At 45.1% G+C, this 16,877-nt stretch carries 16 protein-coding genes and 1 pseudogene; 15 read left to right on the top strand and 2 right to left on the bottom strand.

What is annotated here, in order from left to right:
* The first annotated feature begins 197 nt into the window (after positions 1 to 197).
* From OCV54_RS13690 to OCV54_RS13755, 14 genes and pseudogenes are all read left to right on the top strand, one after another.
* Complete coding sequence (locus tag OCV54_RS13690) at positions 198 to 461, top strand: HPr family phosphocarrier protein (RefSeq protein ID WP_022216909.1); 264 nt, start codon at positions 198 to 200, stop codon at positions 459 to 461.
* A gap of 135 nt (positions 462 to 596) precedes the next feature.
* Positions 597 to 2,300, top strand: coding sequence for a phosphoenolpyruvate--protein phosphotransferase (ptsP, locus tag OCV54_RS13695; protein ID WP_055224587.1), 1,704 nt, complete (start codon positions 597 to 599; stop codon positions 2,298 to 2,300).
* Positions 2,301 to 2,609: 309 nt separating this feature from the next.
* Positions 2,610 to 2,915, top strand: a complete 306-nt coding sequence (locus OCV54_RS13700; RefSeq protein ID WP_055224589.1) for a hypothetical protein — start codon at positions 2,610 to 2,612, stop codon at positions 2,913 to 2,915.
* 234 nt (positions 2,916 to 3,149) lie between these two features.
* Positions 3,150 to 4,037 (top strand): sulfide/dihydroorotate dehydrogenase-like FAD/NAD-binding protein, encoded by an 888-nt coding sequence (locus OCV54_RS13705; RefSeq protein ID WP_022216906.1) that lies wholly within the window; start codon positions 3,150 to 3,152, stop codon positions 4,035 to 4,037.
* Positions 4,037 to 5,437, top strand: a complete 1,401-nt coding sequence (gltA, locus tag OCV54_RS13710) for an NADPH-dependent glutamate synthase (protein ID WP_022216905.1) — start codon at positions 4,037 to 4,039, stop codon at positions 5,435 to 5,437. The genes OCV54_RS13705 and gltA overlap by 1 nt, the downstream gene beginning before the upstream one ends.
* A gap of 83 nt (positions 5,438 to 5,520) precedes the next feature.
* Positions 5,521 to 5,880 carry a hypothetical protein gene (locus OCV54_RS13715; RefSeq protein WP_004851321.1) on the top strand — a complete coding sequence of 120 codons (360 nt, stop codon included), beginning with the start codon at positions 5,521 to 5,523 and terminating at the stop codon, positions 5,878 to 5,880.
* Positions 5,881 to 6,055: 175 nt separating this feature from the next.
* Positions 6,056 to 6,871 (top strand): Cof-type HAD-IIB family hydrolase, encoded by an 816-nt coding sequence (locus OCV54_RS13720; protein WP_055224591.1) that lies wholly within the window; start codon positions 6,056 to 6,058, stop codon positions 6,869 to 6,871.
* Between the two features lie 247 nt (positions 6,872 to 7,118).
* Complete coding sequence (locus OCV54_RS13725; RefSeq protein WP_015534003.1) at positions 7,119 to 7,613, top strand: Lrp/AsnC family transcriptional regulator; 495 nt, start codon at positions 7,119 to 7,121, stop codon at positions 7,611 to 7,613.
* Positions 7,614 to 7,861: 248 nt separating this feature from the next.
* Positions 7,862 to 9,223 carry an NADP-specific glutamate dehydrogenase gene (gene gdhA, locus OCV54_RS13730; RefSeq protein ID WP_022216903.1) on the top strand — a complete coding sequence of 454 codons (1,362 nt, stop codon included), beginning with the start codon at positions 7,862 to 7,864 and terminating at the stop codon, positions 9,221 to 9,223.
* 419 nt (positions 9,224 to 9,642) lie between these two features.
* The gene (locus tag OCV54_RS13735) at positions 9,643 to 10,329 is read left to right on the top strand and encodes a polyphosphate polymerase domain-containing protein (protein ID WP_022216902.1); all 687 of its coding nucleotides are present in this window, start codon (positions 9,643 to 9,645) and stop codon (positions 10,327 to 10,329) included.
* Positions 10,330 to 10,422: 93 nt separating this feature from the next.
* The gene (locus OCV54_RS13740; RefSeq protein ID WP_055224592.1) at positions 10,423 to 11,103 is read left to right on the top strand and encodes a DUF4956 domain-containing protein; all 681 of its coding nucleotides are present in this window, start codon (positions 10,423 to 10,425) and stop codon (positions 11,101 to 11,103) included.
* Positions 11,104 to 11,145: 42 nt separating this feature from the next.
* Positions 11,146 to 12,996, top strand: coding sequence for a carbohydrate-binding domain-containing protein (locus OCV54_RS13745; protein WP_055224593.1), 1,851 nt, complete (start codon positions 11,146 to 11,148; stop codon positions 12,994 to 12,996).
* A gap of 216 nt (positions 12,997 to 13,212) precedes the next feature.
* Positions 13,213 to 13,671 (top strand): annotated as a pseudogene (locus tag OCV54_RS13750) (histidine phosphatase family protein); the annotation flags it as partial.
* Between the two features lie 23 nt (positions 13,672 to 13,694).
* Complete coding sequence (locus OCV54_RS13755) at positions 13,695 to 14,771, top strand: putative manganese transporter (RefSeq protein WP_055147183.1); 1,077 nt, start codon at positions 13,695 to 13,697, stop codon at positions 14,769 to 14,771.
* A 117-nt stretch (positions 14,772 to 14,888) separates the two neighbouring features.
* Here OCV54_RS13755 and OCV54_RS13760 read toward each other — a convergent pair whose 3' ends face one another.
* Both OCV54_RS13760 and OCV54_RS13765 read right to left on the bottom strand, forming a co-directional pair.
* A complete protein-coding gene (locus tag OCV54_RS13760) occupies positions 14,889 to 15,137 on the bottom strand; it encodes a hypothetical protein (RefSeq protein WP_015533997.1) in 249 nt (82 codons plus the stop codon).
* 114 nt (positions 15,138 to 15,251) lie between these two features.
* Entirely contained in the window at positions 15,252 to 15,980 is a 729-nt protein-coding gene (locus OCV54_RS13765; protein ID WP_055224594.1) for an SDR family NAD(P)-dependent oxidoreductase, read from the bottom strand.
* A gap of 148 nt (positions 15,981 to 16,128) precedes the next feature.
* Here OCV54_RS13765 and OCV54_RS13770 point away from each other — a divergent pair, with 148 nt between their 5' ends.
* Positions 16,129 to 16,719, top strand: a complete 591-nt coding sequence (locus tag OCV54_RS13770; protein WP_015533996.1) for a LytR C-terminal domain-containing protein — start codon at positions 16,129 to 16,131, stop codon at positions 16,717 to 16,719.
* The last annotated feature ends 158 nt before the right edge of the window (positions 16,720 to 16,877 follow it).

Raw genomic sequence — 16,877 nt, forward strand, 5'->3', positions numbered from 1 at the left:
AATAGATTGGCTGCTGGATACTGACACATCCTTTGAAGGGAATTTGAGACCGCCGATCCTTAGGTGGCGCGATAAGCGGCACCTTAGTACCGCTGCAGGTCGAAATAAGCGGGAGCGACCCTGAAAAGGATGTGTCATTAGCCCAAAGCTTCATAATGAATACCGGTGGTCCGTCCGTAAAAGAAGGAGAAGAAATTATGGTAGCACAGACAGTAAAAGTAGTAAATGAACAGGGACTTCACATGAGACCAGCAGGAGTATTTGCAAAGGAGATGACAAAGTTCTCATGCGCAGTAACTCTCGATGTAGCAGGCAAGAAGATCAATGCCAAGAGCGTAATGCTCATCATCGCAGCATGCATCAAGTGTGGTGCTGAGGTTACAGTAGAGTGTGACGGTGCAGACGAGAAGGAGGCTCTTGCAAAGGCAGTTGAGCTCATCGAGTCAGGATTCGGCGAGTAGGACATGTAGATGTTCTGACGTCGCAGCAGGGAAATGATAAGTGAAATCTGATATCAGACTTCAGTAAATGTTACGGACAAATGGTACTCAGATTGAGTACCATTTGTTGTATAGAGAATAATTGGAGGTTTTCTTATGAATAAAGGAATCGCGGGTTCAGCCGGCTACGGCGTTGGAAAGGTTGTGATCATATCTGACGCAAAGCCGGAATATGAGAACAGAACAATCACAGATACAGATGCAGAGATTAAGAGATATGACGATGCAGTTGCAGCATTTACAGAGAAGACACATGCCATGGCAGAGGCCATGAAGGAGAGTGTCGGAGAGCACAATGCGGAGATCCTTGAGGGGCACATACTGCTCCTCACAGATCCGGGGATGGATGAGATCACAAAGGGCGCGATTATGAGCGGAACCTGTGCAGAGGCTGCATTTGAGAGCACATGCGATATGTTTGCCGGAATGTTCCAGATGGCGGATGATGAGCTCACAAGACAGAGAGCAACGGATATCGGCGACATCAAGGTGAGAATGCTCAAGATACTTACTGGCACGCCGGACATGAACATATCAGAGGTTCCAGCTGGAACTATCCTTGTGGCTGAGGATCTCACCCCTTCCATGACAGCAGGAATCGTCAAGGAGAATGTGGCAGGAATCATCACTGCGGTTGGCGGCAAGACATCCCACTCAGCTATTCTTGCGAGAGCACTTGAGATACCGGCGGTACTCAGCGTGGATGGAATAGTTGACATGGTTTCAGATGGAATGACAGCAGTAGTTGACGGATGCGATGGAATCTGCATACTTGATCCGTCCCAGGAAGAGGTAGATGAATATCAGGCAAAGAGAGAGAAGTACTTAAGTGACAAGGCTCTTCTTGAGGTATATAGAGGCAAAGACACAGTCACAGCTGATGGCGCAAAGGTACATTTGTATGGCAATATCGGTAATCCGGAGGATGCAAAGCAGGTTGCTGCATGTGATGGAGAGGGCGTTGGCCTTTTCAGAACAGAGTTCCTGTTCATGGGCGCATCGGAGCTCCCATCTGAGGAAGAGCAGTTCCAGGCGTACAAGGCGGCTGCCGAGACCATGGAGGGCAGAGAAGTCATCATCAGAACCCTTGATGTGGGTGGTGACAAGGATATCCCATACCTTGGACTTGAGAAAGAGGACAATCCGTTCTTAGGTTTCAGAGCAGTGAGATATTGTCTGCAGAATAAAGATTCATACAGAGTACAGCTGAGGGCACTTCTCCGCGCAAGTGCATTTGGCGATATCAAGATCATGGTACCGCTTGTCACATGTGTTGATGAGATCAGAAGCGTGAAGGCTCTTGTTAAGGAGCTCATGGCTGAGCTTGATGCAGAGAATATAGCATACAATAAGGATATCCAGGTCGGTGCAATGATAGAAACTCCTGCGGCAAGTCTCATAGCAGACCTGCTCGCAAAGGAGGCAGACTTCTTCAGTATAGGCACAAATGACCTGACACAGTACACCATGGCGGTCGACAGAGGCAATGCAAAGGTTGCGTATCTGTACTCGTCCTACAATCCTGCAGTTCTCCGCTCCATGAAGAATATCATCGAGGCGGCAAATGCAGCGGGCATCATGGTAGGCATGTGCGGTGAGGCAGCAGCAGATCCGTTGCTCATACCTCTCCTTATATCATTTGGACTGGGAGAGTTTTCAGTCAGTGCCACTTCAGTCCTTGCGACAAGAGGAACGATAGCCAAGTGGTCGAAGGCTGAAGCAGATGAGTTGGCAGCAAAGGCACTCTCACTTGCAACAGAGACGGAGGTTGCGGAACTTCTCAAAGCAAATGCAAGATAGATAAAAGTGCACAATATGGCTTGGTAAAAATATGAGTACATTTTTGTATGGTTCATGTGTTTGAGAAATCAATAATGAACAAAAACCATGACTCTTAGTGACTATTTTCACGAAAATAAAAAAAGTCGGCATTTTTAACTGGAAAAAGTGCCGATTTTTTTGTTACAGTATAATTAGTAGTAGGAAGAACACATAGTGAACAGAGTCAGCCTTGCAGATCGAAACAGACAAGTGCATCATATCGTAATTTTAGTGAGTTTGTTTTAACAGTATTGTAGATGGAAATAATATGGATAGGAGGATGTAATAATGTTTGAGAATGAAAAAGTAAACCATGTGAAGTTTGGTGAAGGCAGTGTGATGGAATGTGATGGAAGCCATATAAGAATTGTATTTTCTTATAATAATGTAGAAAAGACATTTGCCTATCCGGGAGCATTTGATAAGTTTGTCACCTTCCAGAGCAAAGAGGCGCAGCAGGTAGCGGAGAGCGAGCTTGAGCAGATAAGGCTGAACCAGAAAAAGCTGGAGGGAATGAAGAAGCTTATAATTCAGGAGAACGAGAGAAGGAAAGAGGAAGCACTCAAGGCCAAGGCGAAGAGAAAGAGACAGTAATATAAAGTAAGATATAATAGTCCCTGCCAGAGAGAAAATTTTCTCTTTTGGCGGGATTTTTTGCACCTGAGGATAATTTTTAGAACAGTGCTATTTTTACATATACCTTGATTTTGTTGATATTTTTTGCTAAATTAAGTACGTACGTGTATAAATAGGGGCGTTTGCACCCATTTACAGAATAAAATGATCATAACAGTCAGAATTTGGCTGTCGGAAAGGACGGAGCACAGAGTGTATAAGATTACTAAGGTTGAACAGTTGACAGAGACCATATACCTCATGGACGTGGTTGCACCACGAGTTGCAAATAAATGTCTTCCGGGACAGTTTGTAATTGTCAGAGGTTCAGAGGATGGAGAGAGAATCCCTCTCACTATCTGCGATTACTCAAGAGAGGACGGAACCATCACTATAGTATTCCAGGTAGTTGGAGCTGCTACAGAGATGATGAAGAATAAGAAGGTTGGAGATTCATTTGCGGATTTCGTTGGACCACTTGGATGTCCATCAGAGTTCTGCAAGGAGGATATAGAAGAACTCAAGAAAAAGAAGATCCTCTTCGTTGCAGGTGGTGTTGGAACAGCGCCTGTATACCCACAGGTAAAGTGGCTCCACGAGCAGGGCATCGAAGCTGACGTCATCGTCGGAGGAAGAAACAAGTCACTCATCATTCTTGAGGATAAGATGAAGAAGGTAGCCGGCAACCTGTATATCACGACAGATGACGGTTCATATGGAAGCAAGGGTGTCGTTACAAATGAGATCCAGAAGCTTGTAGACGCTGGCAACAAGTATGATGTGTGTGTTGCCATCGGCCCTATGATCATGATGAAGTTCGTATGTAAGCTCACAAAGGAGCTTGAGATCCCTACAGTTGTCAGCCTTAACCCTATCATGGTAGACGGAACAGGTATGTGTGGTGCCTGCCGTGTAACAGTAGGCGGAGAGGTTAAGTTCGCATGTGTAGACGGACCAGAGTTCGACGGTCACAAGGTGAACTTTGAGGAGGCTATGCAGCGTCAGCAGCTCTACAAGACTGTAGAGGGCAGAGCATTCCTTGCAGCAAAAGAGGGCGATACACATCATGGCGGATGTGGAAACTGTGGAGGTGACAAGTAATGGCTATAGAAGTAGATGTTTGGAAGAGAGTGCCGGTTCGCGAGCAGGAGCCACAGGTACGTGCAAAGAATTTTGAAGAGGTTTGTTACGGATATAATGAAGAGGAGGCTATGGCTGAGGCTTCAAGATGTATAGGATGTAAGAACGCCCCATGTATGAATGGCTGTCCTGTATCTATCAATATCCCTGGATTTATAGCTCAGGTCAAGGAAGGCAACTTCGCTGAGGCATTCAAGATCATCAGCGAGTCATCAGCACTTCCTGCTGTATGTGGCCGTGTATGTCCACAGGAGACACAGTGTGAGCAGAAGTGTATCAGAGGAATCAAGGGCGAGGCGATATCCATCGGTAAGCTTGAGAGATTTGTTGCTGACTGGGCCCGTGAGAACGGAATCAAGCCAGAGCCTGCAAAGGAGATGAATGGTCACAAGGTGGCGGTCATCGGATCAGGCCCTTCAGGTGTGACAGCAGCCGGAGATCTTGCAAAGATGGGTTACGATGTAACTATATTCGAGGCACTTCACCAGCCGGGCGGAGTTCTCGTATACGGAATTCCAGAGTTCCGTCTTCCAAAGGAGAAGGTAGTTGCCAAGGAGATCGAGAACATCAAGTCACTTGGTGTTAAGATAGAGACAAATGTAGTAGTAGGAAAGTCAGTCACAATCGACTCACTCCTTGAGGATGAGGGATTTGACGCAGTGTTCATCGGATCAGGTGCAGGACTTCCTAAGTTCATGGGTATCCCAGGCGAGAATGCCAACGGCGTATTCTCAGCAAATGAGTACCTCACAAGAAGCAACCTCATGAAGGCATTTGACGAGAATTCAAATACACCTATCATGAGAGGTAAGAAGGTTGCCGTTGTCGGTGGTGGAAATGTTGCTATGGATGCAGCAAGAACAGCACTCAGACTTGGCGCTGAGACGCATATCGTATACAGACGTTCAGAGGAGGAGCTCCCAGCCAGAGTTGAGGAGGTTCATCATGCTAAGGAAGAGGGAATCATATTTGATCTCCTCACAAACCCAACAGAGATCCTTGAGGATGAGAACGGCTGGGTATGCGGTATGAAGTGTGTGAAGATGGAGCTCGGTGAGCCAGACGCATCAGGCAGAAGAAGACCTGTTGTGATTCCAGATTCAGAGTTCACAATGGACGTTGACACAGTAATCATGTCACTTGGAACTTCACCAAACCCACTTATCTCATCTACAACAGAGGGACTTGAGACAAACAAGTGGAAGTGTATCGTTGCAGAAGAGGCAAACGGACAGACAACCAAGGAAGGCGTATATGCCGGTGGCGATGCCGTAACAGGTGCTGCAACAGTTATACTTGCAATGGAAGCTGGTAGAGCTGGTGCAAAGGGAATTGATGAGTACATCAAGAACAACAAGTAATAATTATATAGAGTCATAAAACGAGGCTGATGTGTATAGAGAATACTTCACATCAGCTTTGTTTTATATACGGGGGATTAGTTATGTATGATGAATTTGCAAAATGGTTAGACAGAATTTTAGATGAGAATATGCCGCTGCCGGGGGTGGCGATCAACTTCAATATATATGAAGAGGTGGACTTGCATTGGTCGATCCAGTTGATAAGTTCAACTTATTTTGACGAGGAGGACGAGGACTGGAATTGTTACGAGGAGTTCACGACAGGGGAAGATCTGTACGAATGGCAGCAGGGTGTAGGCTGGGAGAAGATACTTGATATTTCCTGTGAGATGATCAGAAAGTATCTCACAGAAGGAAAATATGCTGAGAAACTTAAGAAGTACGAGGCTGTTGCCGCTGGATTCGTGGACGGCGATGTGGAAATCCTGTACAGAAGATAGAGTGTTATGGAAACTAGTATGTAGTAGAAAATTGAAAATCTAGTGGGTAGTAGGAAATCGAGTGAATTGTGGGAAAACGAAAGCATTATAAGAAATAATGCACGTTGTATGAAAATGTGTGAGTTGTAGAAATATAGTATGTATTGCAGAAAAATTGTGATAGGTGGGTGACAACATGAAAACTTTATATGTATCAGATCTGGACGGTACGCTTCTTCGCAGCGATGAGACCACATCCGAGTATACAAACAGTGTAATCAATAATCTGACAGATAGAGGAATGATATTCTCTTATGCCACGGCGCGCTCCCTTATCACAGCTAAGAAGGTGACAAGCGGACTGCGGGCAGAAATTCCACTGATCGTATACAATGGGGCGTTTATCGTAGACAATGTTACCGGTGAAGTCCTTGCTGCAAATTACTTTGATGAATCGGTAGGATCAGTGCTTGACGATCTGTTCGGTAATCAGATATTTCCGATAGTGTATGCGCGGATAGATGGCAAGGAGAAATTTTCGTATGTTCCGGAGCTGTGCACAGATGGTATGAAGAAATTCCTGCTCAGCAGGCAGGGGGATGTCAGGACAAATATCGTAAAGTCAGCAGAGAACTTGAAAGTGGGAGATATTTTCTACATAACCTGCATTGACAGTCCGGAAAAATTAAAATCGTTGTACGATAAGTATAAGGATAAATTTCACTGTGTATATCAGAAAGACATTTATACAGATGAACAATGGCTGGAGATCATGCCGTTTGCAGCATCTAAGGCAAATGCAATAAAACAGTTGCAGGAACTTCTGGAATGCGACAGGGTGGTTGCCTTTGGAGATGGCAGGAATGATATAGATATGTTTGAACTTGCTGACGAAAGCTACGCAGTGCAAAATGCTGATGAACAGCTAAAAAGGTATGCCACATCGGTTATATCATCAAATGATGAGGATGGGGTGGCGCACTGGCTTGAGGATAATTATATCGTAAAATGACGAAAACTTATGGGTAAAAATCCAGGTTGGGTATAACGGTAAATATACATAAAAATCAGGTTGTAATTTGCGCAGAGCAGGGTATATAATGACACTACACATTTATAATCTTAAGTAAATATGCTAATATGATTGTGAAACACAAGTTGCACCACGAGATAAGGTGCTTGAATAGGGAAAAGGACAATTGCGGTTATGTAGGATAATATTGTAATTGCCTTAGAAAGTGAGAAGGAGAAGACATCTTATGGAAAAGAAAGAACTGATATACTACAGACTGGATGAGGTGGATGAGAAGATACTTGCCATGCTTCAGGACAATGCACGTGTATCACTCAAGGATATAGGCGCTGAGGTGTCCATGTCACCTACAGCAGTTGGAACAAGAATAGACAGGATGCTTGCCGAGGGCGTGCTTGAGGGATTTACGACCAAGCTCAACCCGGAGGCTATGGGTCATTATATCAAGGCGTTTATCAATCTGGAGGTTTCACCTGAGCAGAAGGCTGAGTTCTATCCATATATAGACAGCGTGTTAAATGTTGTGGAGTGCAACTGTGTGACAGGAGATTACTCAATGCTCATTGAGGTACGTTTCAAGACAACAGCAGATCTCGATCATTTTGTTGGTGAACTTCAGAGATTTGGCAAGACAAAGACTCAGATCGTATTCTCCACAAATGTAAAGCACAGATGCAGATACTGGAAGAATGATCTTCACCACGATGAGGAGAAGAAGTAAAAAGTGAAAACTGTGTCGAAAAGACTTTAGACGTTTAACTCAGCGGGAAATACCCCAAAACAAGAAGAATGTTTATAAATAATAAGCTTAATTGATAAAAACAGGGGAAAATTAAGCAAAAACAAAAAAATACTTAGATTTCACAAGTTTTTTCTTTACAATCTTAATTTCCTATACTATAATAGGGAGCGTGGTCAGGAAATAATTAACAGGTCACGATATATAATCAGTTTAGGAGGATTTTTACTATGTCATATGTTGATGAAGTACTCGAGATAGTACAGAAGAAGAATGCAGATCAGCCTGAGTTCTTACAGGCAGTAACAGAGGTTCTTGATTCACTCAGACCTTGTATCGAGGCAAATGAGGAGCTTTACAGAAAGAATGCTATCCTCGAGAGAATCACAGAGCCAGATAGACAGCTCATGTTCAGAGTACCATGGGTAGATGACAACGGACAGGTACAGGTCAACAGAGGTTTCCGTGTACAGTTCAACAATGCCATTGGACCATACAAGGGAGGTCTCAGACTTCACCCATCAGTAAACCTTGGTATCATTAAGTTCCTTGGTTTCGAGCAGGTTTTCAAGAACTCACTTACAACACTTCCAATCGGTGGTGGTAAGGGTGGTTCAGACTTCGACCCTAAGGGTAAGTCAGACAGAGAGATCATGGCATTCTGCCAGAGCTTCATGACAGAGCTTTGCAAGTATATCGGTGCTGATGTCGATGTTCCAGCTGGAGATATCGGAACAGGCGCTAGAGAGATCGGTTTCATGTTCGGTCAGTTCAAGAGAATCCGTGGATCATACGAGGGAGTTCTCACAGGTAAGGGACTTACATATGGTGGATCACTTGCTCGTACAGAGGCTACTGGTTACGGACTGCTTTACCTTACAAACGCACTGTTAAAGGATCATGACATTGATATCGCAGGCAAGACTTGTGCAGTATCAGGTGCTGGTAATGTTGCAATCTACGCAATCCAGAAGGCACATCAGTTAGGTGCTAAGTGTGTTACATGTTCAGATTCTACAGGTTGGATCTACGATCCAGAAGGAATCGATGTTGCACTTCTTAAGGAAGTTAAGGAAGTTAAGAGAGCACGTCTTGATGCTTATGCTGCTGCTAGACCATCAGCTGAGTACCATGTAAAGAAGGATGCAAATGATCACGGCGTATGGTCAATCAAGTGTGACCTTGCTCTTCCATGTGCTACACAGAACGAGCTTAACCTTGACGATGCTAAGATGCTTGTTGCAAACGGCGTTATCTCAGTAACAGAGGGCGCTAACATGCCTACAACTCTTGAGGCTACTAAGTACCTTCAGGAGAATGGTGTTCTCTTCGTTGGTGGTAAGGCTGCAAATGCAGGTGGTGTTGCTACATCAGCTCTTGAGATGAGCCAGAACAGCGAGAGACTTTCATGGACATTCGAGGAAGTTGATGGCAAGCTCAAGGGAATCATGGAGACAATCTACGCTAACATCTCAGATGCAGCAAAGAGATACGACATGACAGTTGGCGGAAACGCAGACTATGTTGCAGGTGCTAACATCGCCGGCTTCGAGAAGGTTGTTGACGCTATGCTTGCTCAGGGTGTTTGCTAATCATAAGCATTTGACGAGAGCCACATCTTCAAATCAACTAGACATAAGATTATAATATAAGACTATAGACGTCCATCTGTGGAGTGATCCGCAGATGGGCGTTTTTGCGTTGCGGTTGTCTTAGGTGACTTCTGTTGGTGTAATCTCTATGTTGTATATACAATCACGTTTGTCTACCCTCACTTTGACTTTGCTTCCATCGTGCACGCCGCGCCAAGCACGATAAGGGCGCCTAGCTCTCTGCGGCGGCACAGAAGCGTCAAAGTTCGGTCGCCGGCACTACCGATTGGATATACAACGTAGAGAATACACACCAACAGGAGTCACCGAAGACAATTTTTTATATTTAAAGTTCGTTTAAGTTTTACAGGCTATTATAGCATCATCAAGAGGAGATAAGACAAGAAAGGATGATGCTTATGGCAGACAACACGTTTAAAAGATATGAACTTAAGTACATGTTAGATAGAGAACAGTACGAGCAGATAATGAGCGAAATGATAAGGTATATGCAGCCGGACAGGTTTGCGCATAGCCAGATCATTAACATATATTTTGACACTCCTTCCCGCAGGCTCATCAGAGACTCCATAGAAAAGCCGGTTTACAAAGAGAAGCTCAGGCTCAGAAGCTATGGAGTCCCGGATGACGATTCAGAGGTTTTTATTGAGCTTAAGAAGAAATACAAATCTGTTGTGTACAAAAGGAGGCTGGAGGTGCATGAACAGGAGGCCATGGATTATCTGGTGGGCGGTCAGCCGCTGCACGAGGATTGTCAGATAGGAAGGGAGATAGATTACTTCATGCAGGTGTACAAGGATCTGGAGCCTGCGGTGGTTCTCTCGTATGAGAGAGATTCCTACAAAGGAATAGATGATCCGGAGCTCAGGATCACGTTTGATTACAATATACTGTGGCAGAATGACGATCTGACACTTCAGAAAGAACCATATGGGCACAAGGTCATACCAGAATATAAGGTGTTGATGGAGATCAAGATGTCAGGCGGGTTCCCGCTGTGGCTGTCACATCTGCTGACAAAGTATGGAGCATACAAGACGTCATTTTCAAAGTATGGAGAGGCGTATAAACAGATGGTAGGCTGACATAAGTGGATCATATACATTTAAAGCCAGAAACTAAAAAAGACGAATTATTTAAATGATAAAGTGGCAAACATAGACAGGAGGAGATAGAAGATGACAGGATTATTTGACAGTATATTTGGAACGGCGACAACGATAACGGTGCAGGAGTTTCTGATCTGCATAGCGGTATCTCTTGTGATAGGCGTATTCCTTGCAGGGGTGTACGCGTTTAGGAGTAAATATACACAGAGCTTTTTGGTGACATTGGCACTTATACCTGCGGTTGTGTGCGTGGTGATCATGATGGTAAATGGCAATGTTGGCGCGGGTGTTGCTGTGGCAGGTGCATTCAGCCTTGTAAGGTTCAGATCGGTTCCAGGTTCGGCAAAGGAGATATGCGCCATATTCCTTGCGATGGGAGCAGGACTTGTGACCGGAATGGGATTTATAGGATATGCAGTATTATTTGCCGCCATACTAGGCGGAGCGATGTTCATTTGCAGCCTTACTGGATTTGGCGGCGGAAGGGATGAAGAGAGAGCCCTGAAGATCACCGTGCCTGAAAATCTCGACTATACAGAGGCATTTGATGAGATACTTGCCGACTGTACAGACAGTTACAGACTGATAAATGTGAAGACGACCAACATGGGAAGCCTGTTCAAGCTTACATATGTGGTGAAGCTTAAGAAGCACACAAATCAGAAGGATATGATAGATAAGCTCAGAGTGAGAAATGGCAACCTTGAGATCATGCTGGCGCAGGTGGATTCGGGGGACATGACATTGTAGAAGTCAGTTGATAAGGCAGATACTTAGTAAGGAGATGATCGTATGAGGAAGAATAAATATATGAGACATATAGCGGGAATCCGCAAATGTCTGGCTATAGGGTTGACAGCGGCCATGTGCATGGCAATGCTTGCCGGATGTTCAACCAGCCAGAGCACAAGCTCGACTTCTGATACTGAGGTGACAAGTGATGTGAGCACAGAGACGGACGCTGATAAAGAAAGCCCAAATGGCAGTGCGGATGCAGAGAATACCAGTGTAAAGACAGAGATGACTGTGGAGGAAATGCAGGCGGCTATAGATGAAGCCATGAGCGATGCGGCTATAGATATAACAGATATGTTCACGAAGCGGGATCTGGCGGGAAACTATGATGAGAGCGAGGCTGTAAAGATAACATTATCGGGAAAGACAGCCGCATGTAATAGTTCAAATGTTCAGATCGAGGATGGAGTGGTGACTATCAAAGCGGCCGGTGTATACGTTCTGTCAGGGACACTCACAGACGGCACCATCGTGGTGGATGCGGGCGATGATGATAAGGTTCAACTTGTACTTGACGGAGTATCGATCATGGCTGCGGACTATGCGGCTATATATGCAAAGAACGCTGACAAGGTATTTGTTACGTTGGCGGAAGGGGCAGGGAACAGTCTTACGGTATCCGGAGACTACATCCAGACGGATGACAATAATGTGGACGCTGTGATATTTGCCAAATGTGATCTCACACTTAATGGCACTGGAAGCCTGACGGTCAAGGATAACACGGGACATGGAATCGTGTCCAAGGATGACTTGGTGGTTACAGGCGGCACTTATACCATATACAGTCAGGACCACTGCCTGAACGGCAAGGATAGCGTGAGAATTGCGGATGGAACATTTAACCTGAGTTGTGATGAGGATGGTATACATGCGGGAAATGACGACCAGCAGGATGGATATGTATATATAGAAGGCGGAGATATCAACATATCGGTTGGCGATGACGCGATCCATGCGGAGGGACTTCTGATAATAACTGGTGGAGATATAGATGTATCTAAGAGTTGTGAGGGGGTAGAGGGGGATAAGATCCTTGTGACTGGCGGTGATATAGATGTGATATCCAGTGATGACGGCTTCAATGCAGCTGGAGGCAGCTCAGGCTCGGGAGACAACCATGATGGTTTTGGAGGCGGCCCGGGTATGGACGGAGTGGACATGGATGCCGACAGTGATGCATATATTCTTATAACAGGAGGAACGATAAATATAAATGCCAACGGTGATGGAATAGATTCCAATGGCTACATTGGAATTACAGGAGGCAGCGTACATGTACTCGGCCCTTCGGACAATGGCAATGGCGCGATGGACTACGGAATCTGTGCTGCGATAACAGGCGGCGAGATCGTGGCTGTAGGTGGTTCTGGTATGGCACAGGGATTTGGAGATGAGTCCACACAGTGCTCGGCTCTGGTCAACTTTGACGAGTGGATAGACGCCGGAGAGACGATCACACTCACCGATTCCGATGGCAAAGAAGTGCTCAGCTACAAGGCGGACAAGAAATTTAACTCGGTTGTTATCAGCACATCAGACATGAAACAGGGGGATAACTACACTTTGACTGTCGGTGACCAGAGCAGTACATTTATACTGGATGATATTACATACAGCGAGGGCTCAGGCGGAATGCAGAGACCGGGCGGCAATTTAGATAATGGCGGAATGCAGAGACCGGGCGGCAACTCAGATGATGGAAATATGCAGAGACCAGGTGGCAATTCAGATGATGGAAATATGCAGAGACCGGATGGTGATTTAGATAATGGGCAGAATGACAGCGCAAATGGCAGTTCACAGAACAAAGACAATAGTTCGAGCTCAGACAGCATGAGCATATAGAAGATAATTCCAGACGCTTTAATAGCCGAAAACAGTTGATTAATTTGCAAAAATGCTTAATATTATAAAGACATGAGATTTTTGTAGTTAATACACAGTTGGGAGAAAGAGCAGATATTCAATATGACTGGAAGGAGAAAACATATGAAGTTATATGTTGCAAGACACGGAGAGACGGAATGGAACAGACTTAATAAGGTCTGAGGCAGGACAGATTCCCCTCTTACAGATAAAGGACTTCAGCAGGCACAGCTCCTTGCAGAGAGATTGGATAGCTGCTCTATTGACGTGATAATAGCATCGCCGCTCTCCAGGGCACAGGAGACAGCACGAGCGGTGGCGGAGAGAAAGCATTTGCCGGTACTTACGGATGAAAGGCTTATAGAACAGGATTACGGTGTGTATGAGGGTGTCCAGAGGGACGACAGGGATTTCCTGAACAATAAAAGAATGTTCGCATACAGATATCCTGGTGGAGAATCCATGATGGATATTGCCAGGAGAACGTACGATCTTATAATTGAAACCCGCGAGACCTATCCGGATTCGTCGGTACTGTTTGTCTGCCATAACGGAATATGCAGGGTGATATGCAGCTATTTCATGGATATGACCAACGAGGAGTATTTTGGATTCAGTCAGGACAATTGTGGGTACAATATCTACGAGTGCTGATCTGAGAAGGAGTGTTTTATAATATGAAGGAATTGCTTATAGATTCATTTAAGGATGCACTGTTTGATACGGTGAAGCTCATCCCGTTTCTGCTCATCACCTATGTGGTCATGGAGTGGCTTGAGAGAAAAACTGCAGGCCGACAGGCACATGTGCTTGGAAAGGCAGAGAAGCTTGGGCCATTGATTGGCGGAGTGCTGGGAATAGTGCCACAGTGCGGATTTTCACTTATGGCATCCAACCTGTACAGCGGAGGCGTGATAGGGGCGGGCGTGCTCATAGCCGTGTTCATGTCAACCTCGGACGAGATGCTGCCGATCATGCTGTCAAATGACGCGATAAGCGCGGGGACAATAGTGAAGATCCTTGCGACAAAGGCGGTCATAGCCGTAATAACAGGCTATATAGTAGGATTTGTGCTGGACAGACTGAGAAAGCCGGTCCAGGTAAAGAAGATAGATCCAGTCCACAGACATGGCGGACATGATGAACACGAACACCATGGCGGACATGTGCACAGTGACACTGCAAAAGCGGCAGAAAGCTCCATACATACACAGAATATAGTGTATAAGGATGCTGCTGAGAAGAAAGGAAAGGGACATGTGCATGACTATGTCCATGAGCACAGTCACGACCACGGACATTTGGGAGAGAAGAATATCCATGAGGTGTGCGAACAGGAACACTGCGACTGCGAGGGTGGAATATTCAGATCTGCTCTGGTGCACACTGCAAAGATTGCGATATTTATATTTATATTCTCACTTGTGATAAATGTGATCATAGAGGCTGTAGGAGAGAAATCCATAGCCCGCATATTCAATGATGTGCCTGTGCTTGGAGAGGCGGCAGCAGCGTTGGTGGGTCTTATTCCTAACTGTGCGGCATCAGTCATAATAACCGAGCTGTATCTTCAGGGAATACTCAGCGCGGGTGCTATGATGTCAGGACTTCTGGTGAGTGCAGGAGTAGGCCTTGTGGTGCTCTTTAGGATGAACAGGCATAGACCTGTGGAGAATATAAGGATAGCAGTGGTGCTGTATGCTGCAGGCCTTGCGTGGGGACTCATAATAAATGCTCTTGGAATCACATTTTAGCAGAGTGTAGAGAAAATAAATGTAAGCGATGCGCAGTGACCGCATTGCAATAAAGTAAAAAAGGGCTGCGAAAAAACTCAATCGAGTTTTTTCACAGCCCCTTGTGTGTGTGAGTTGTTACTTTGTGCGTTTCTTACCGCAGACAGGACAGATATCCTGATCCGTAGGCTGTCCGCATCCCCAGCAGATCCAAGTGTCCCCTTCACTGGATGGTTGCTCCGCCAGCTTTTGTGTCGGCTTCATCTTGAAGTTTTTGGAAACAATCTCCACATTGCCGTCCTCGTCAAGAGTAGTCTTGATATCTGCGGCGGCGGGAGTTGTGTCCGATGAAATATTTTTCTTCTTTTTCCCAAATCCAAATCCCATTTTATAACCCCGATTCTATAACATATATAAAATATTCTAATGCAATATATACAATTAAGCAATAGAAATTTGGACGAAATTGCCTATACTGTTGTAAAATTTGATGAAAAGCACCTATTGCCATGCGCCATCAAATGTGATCACCTGACCATTCAGGTATTCTCCACACTCGGCAATGTGCACAATGAAATCTGCCGCTTCAGAAGGTATGGCCATTCTTCCTGCAGGTATTTCATCCTCCAGCATCTGGCGTTCCTCCGGTGACAGATGACCGTTCATGGAGGTGTCAATTGCGCCAAATGCTATGGCGTTGACAGTTATACCGCTTGGAGCAAGCTCCTTTCCAAGAGCCTTTGAGAAGGAATTTACAGCACCCTTGGAGGCTGAATATGCGACCTCACACGACGCACCGACATTTCCCCACACGGATGAGATATTGATTATGTGTCCTTTGTGGTGCTGGATCATGTGAGGAACCACGAGTCGGCAGCTATTGAAAACCGAGTATACATTTGACTTCATGGTTCTGTCAAAATCCTGTGCGGTCATATCGTTTATAAGCCCCACATAAGATATGCCGGCATTGTTGATGAGGAGATCGATGTCGTTGCCGAGATGATCTATGGTATTTTGTATAAACTTCTCCATAAATTCCATATCCCCGGCGTCTCCGGTCTCACAGTAACAGATGCAGCCTTTTGCCATAAGTTCGTCTCTCAGAGAGAGAAGCTCTTCTTTGTGTTTGAATGAAGTGATAGATATGCTGTTATATTTGCTTGAAAGCGCCAGTGCTGTCGCTCTTCCGATGCCTGTCGAGGCGCCAATTATTATCGCTGTTTTCAAATCTGTACCTCCGCTATTTGTGAACAAAAATTTAATTCTAGTATATCATGCGAATTAAATGTTGAAAATAAAAAAGCACTTTGGTATACTCTAGTTGTTTTTGTTAACAAATGAGAATATACATTTATATTGAGATGGAGGCTATATAATGGGTAAGAAAGTAATGAAATTATTCTTAGATACAATGCTCAGAGCAGCGGTTATCATACTTGCAGTGGCTATAGTTGTCATGCTCGTACTGCTTGCACGAACCGTCAGCAAGAGCAAGAAATCAGACGCATCGGACACGGGCAATAAGACAAGCATCGTGACTGAGGAGTCAGATCCGTCAGATCCTACATTTGGAGGTTCAGGCGATGCTGCAGACAGCTCAGACACATCAGCGGATGACAGCTCACAGGACGCTTCAACAGAGGATGCAAATGCAGGAAATGGCAAGGATGCAAAAGTAGTAGTGCTCAACGCATCAGGCGTGTCAGGTGTGGCAGCTACATGGCAGACAACACTCACAGCGGATGGATACACATCAGTAGATATAGGAACATATGACAACGGAGATCAGTCAACAACAGTTATCTACACATCAGATTCATATGATGTGAGCGGACTTGTAAGCCTTCTGGGTGGAGCGGCAACGGCTGACAGATCAGATATTGACTCATCTGTTGCTTCAGATGTTGACATTTCAGGTGCAGACATTGTCGTAGTAATAGGTGTGGACAACGCAGCCAACAACTAGATATAGAAGAATATGTAGAAAATATATAGAAAACTCTGCTGATATCGGAATAGAAAACGCCGATATCTGATATGTACCCTCTTTACTGGACAACCAGTAAGGAGGGTATTTTTATGCGTTATAGTTATGAGTTTAAAATGATGTGTGTTGAATTGTAT

Source organism: Coprococcus aceti, from assembly GCF_025567285.1.
GTDB lineage: Bacteria > Bacillota > Clostridia > Lachnospirales > Lachnospiraceae > Coprococcus > Coprococcus aceti.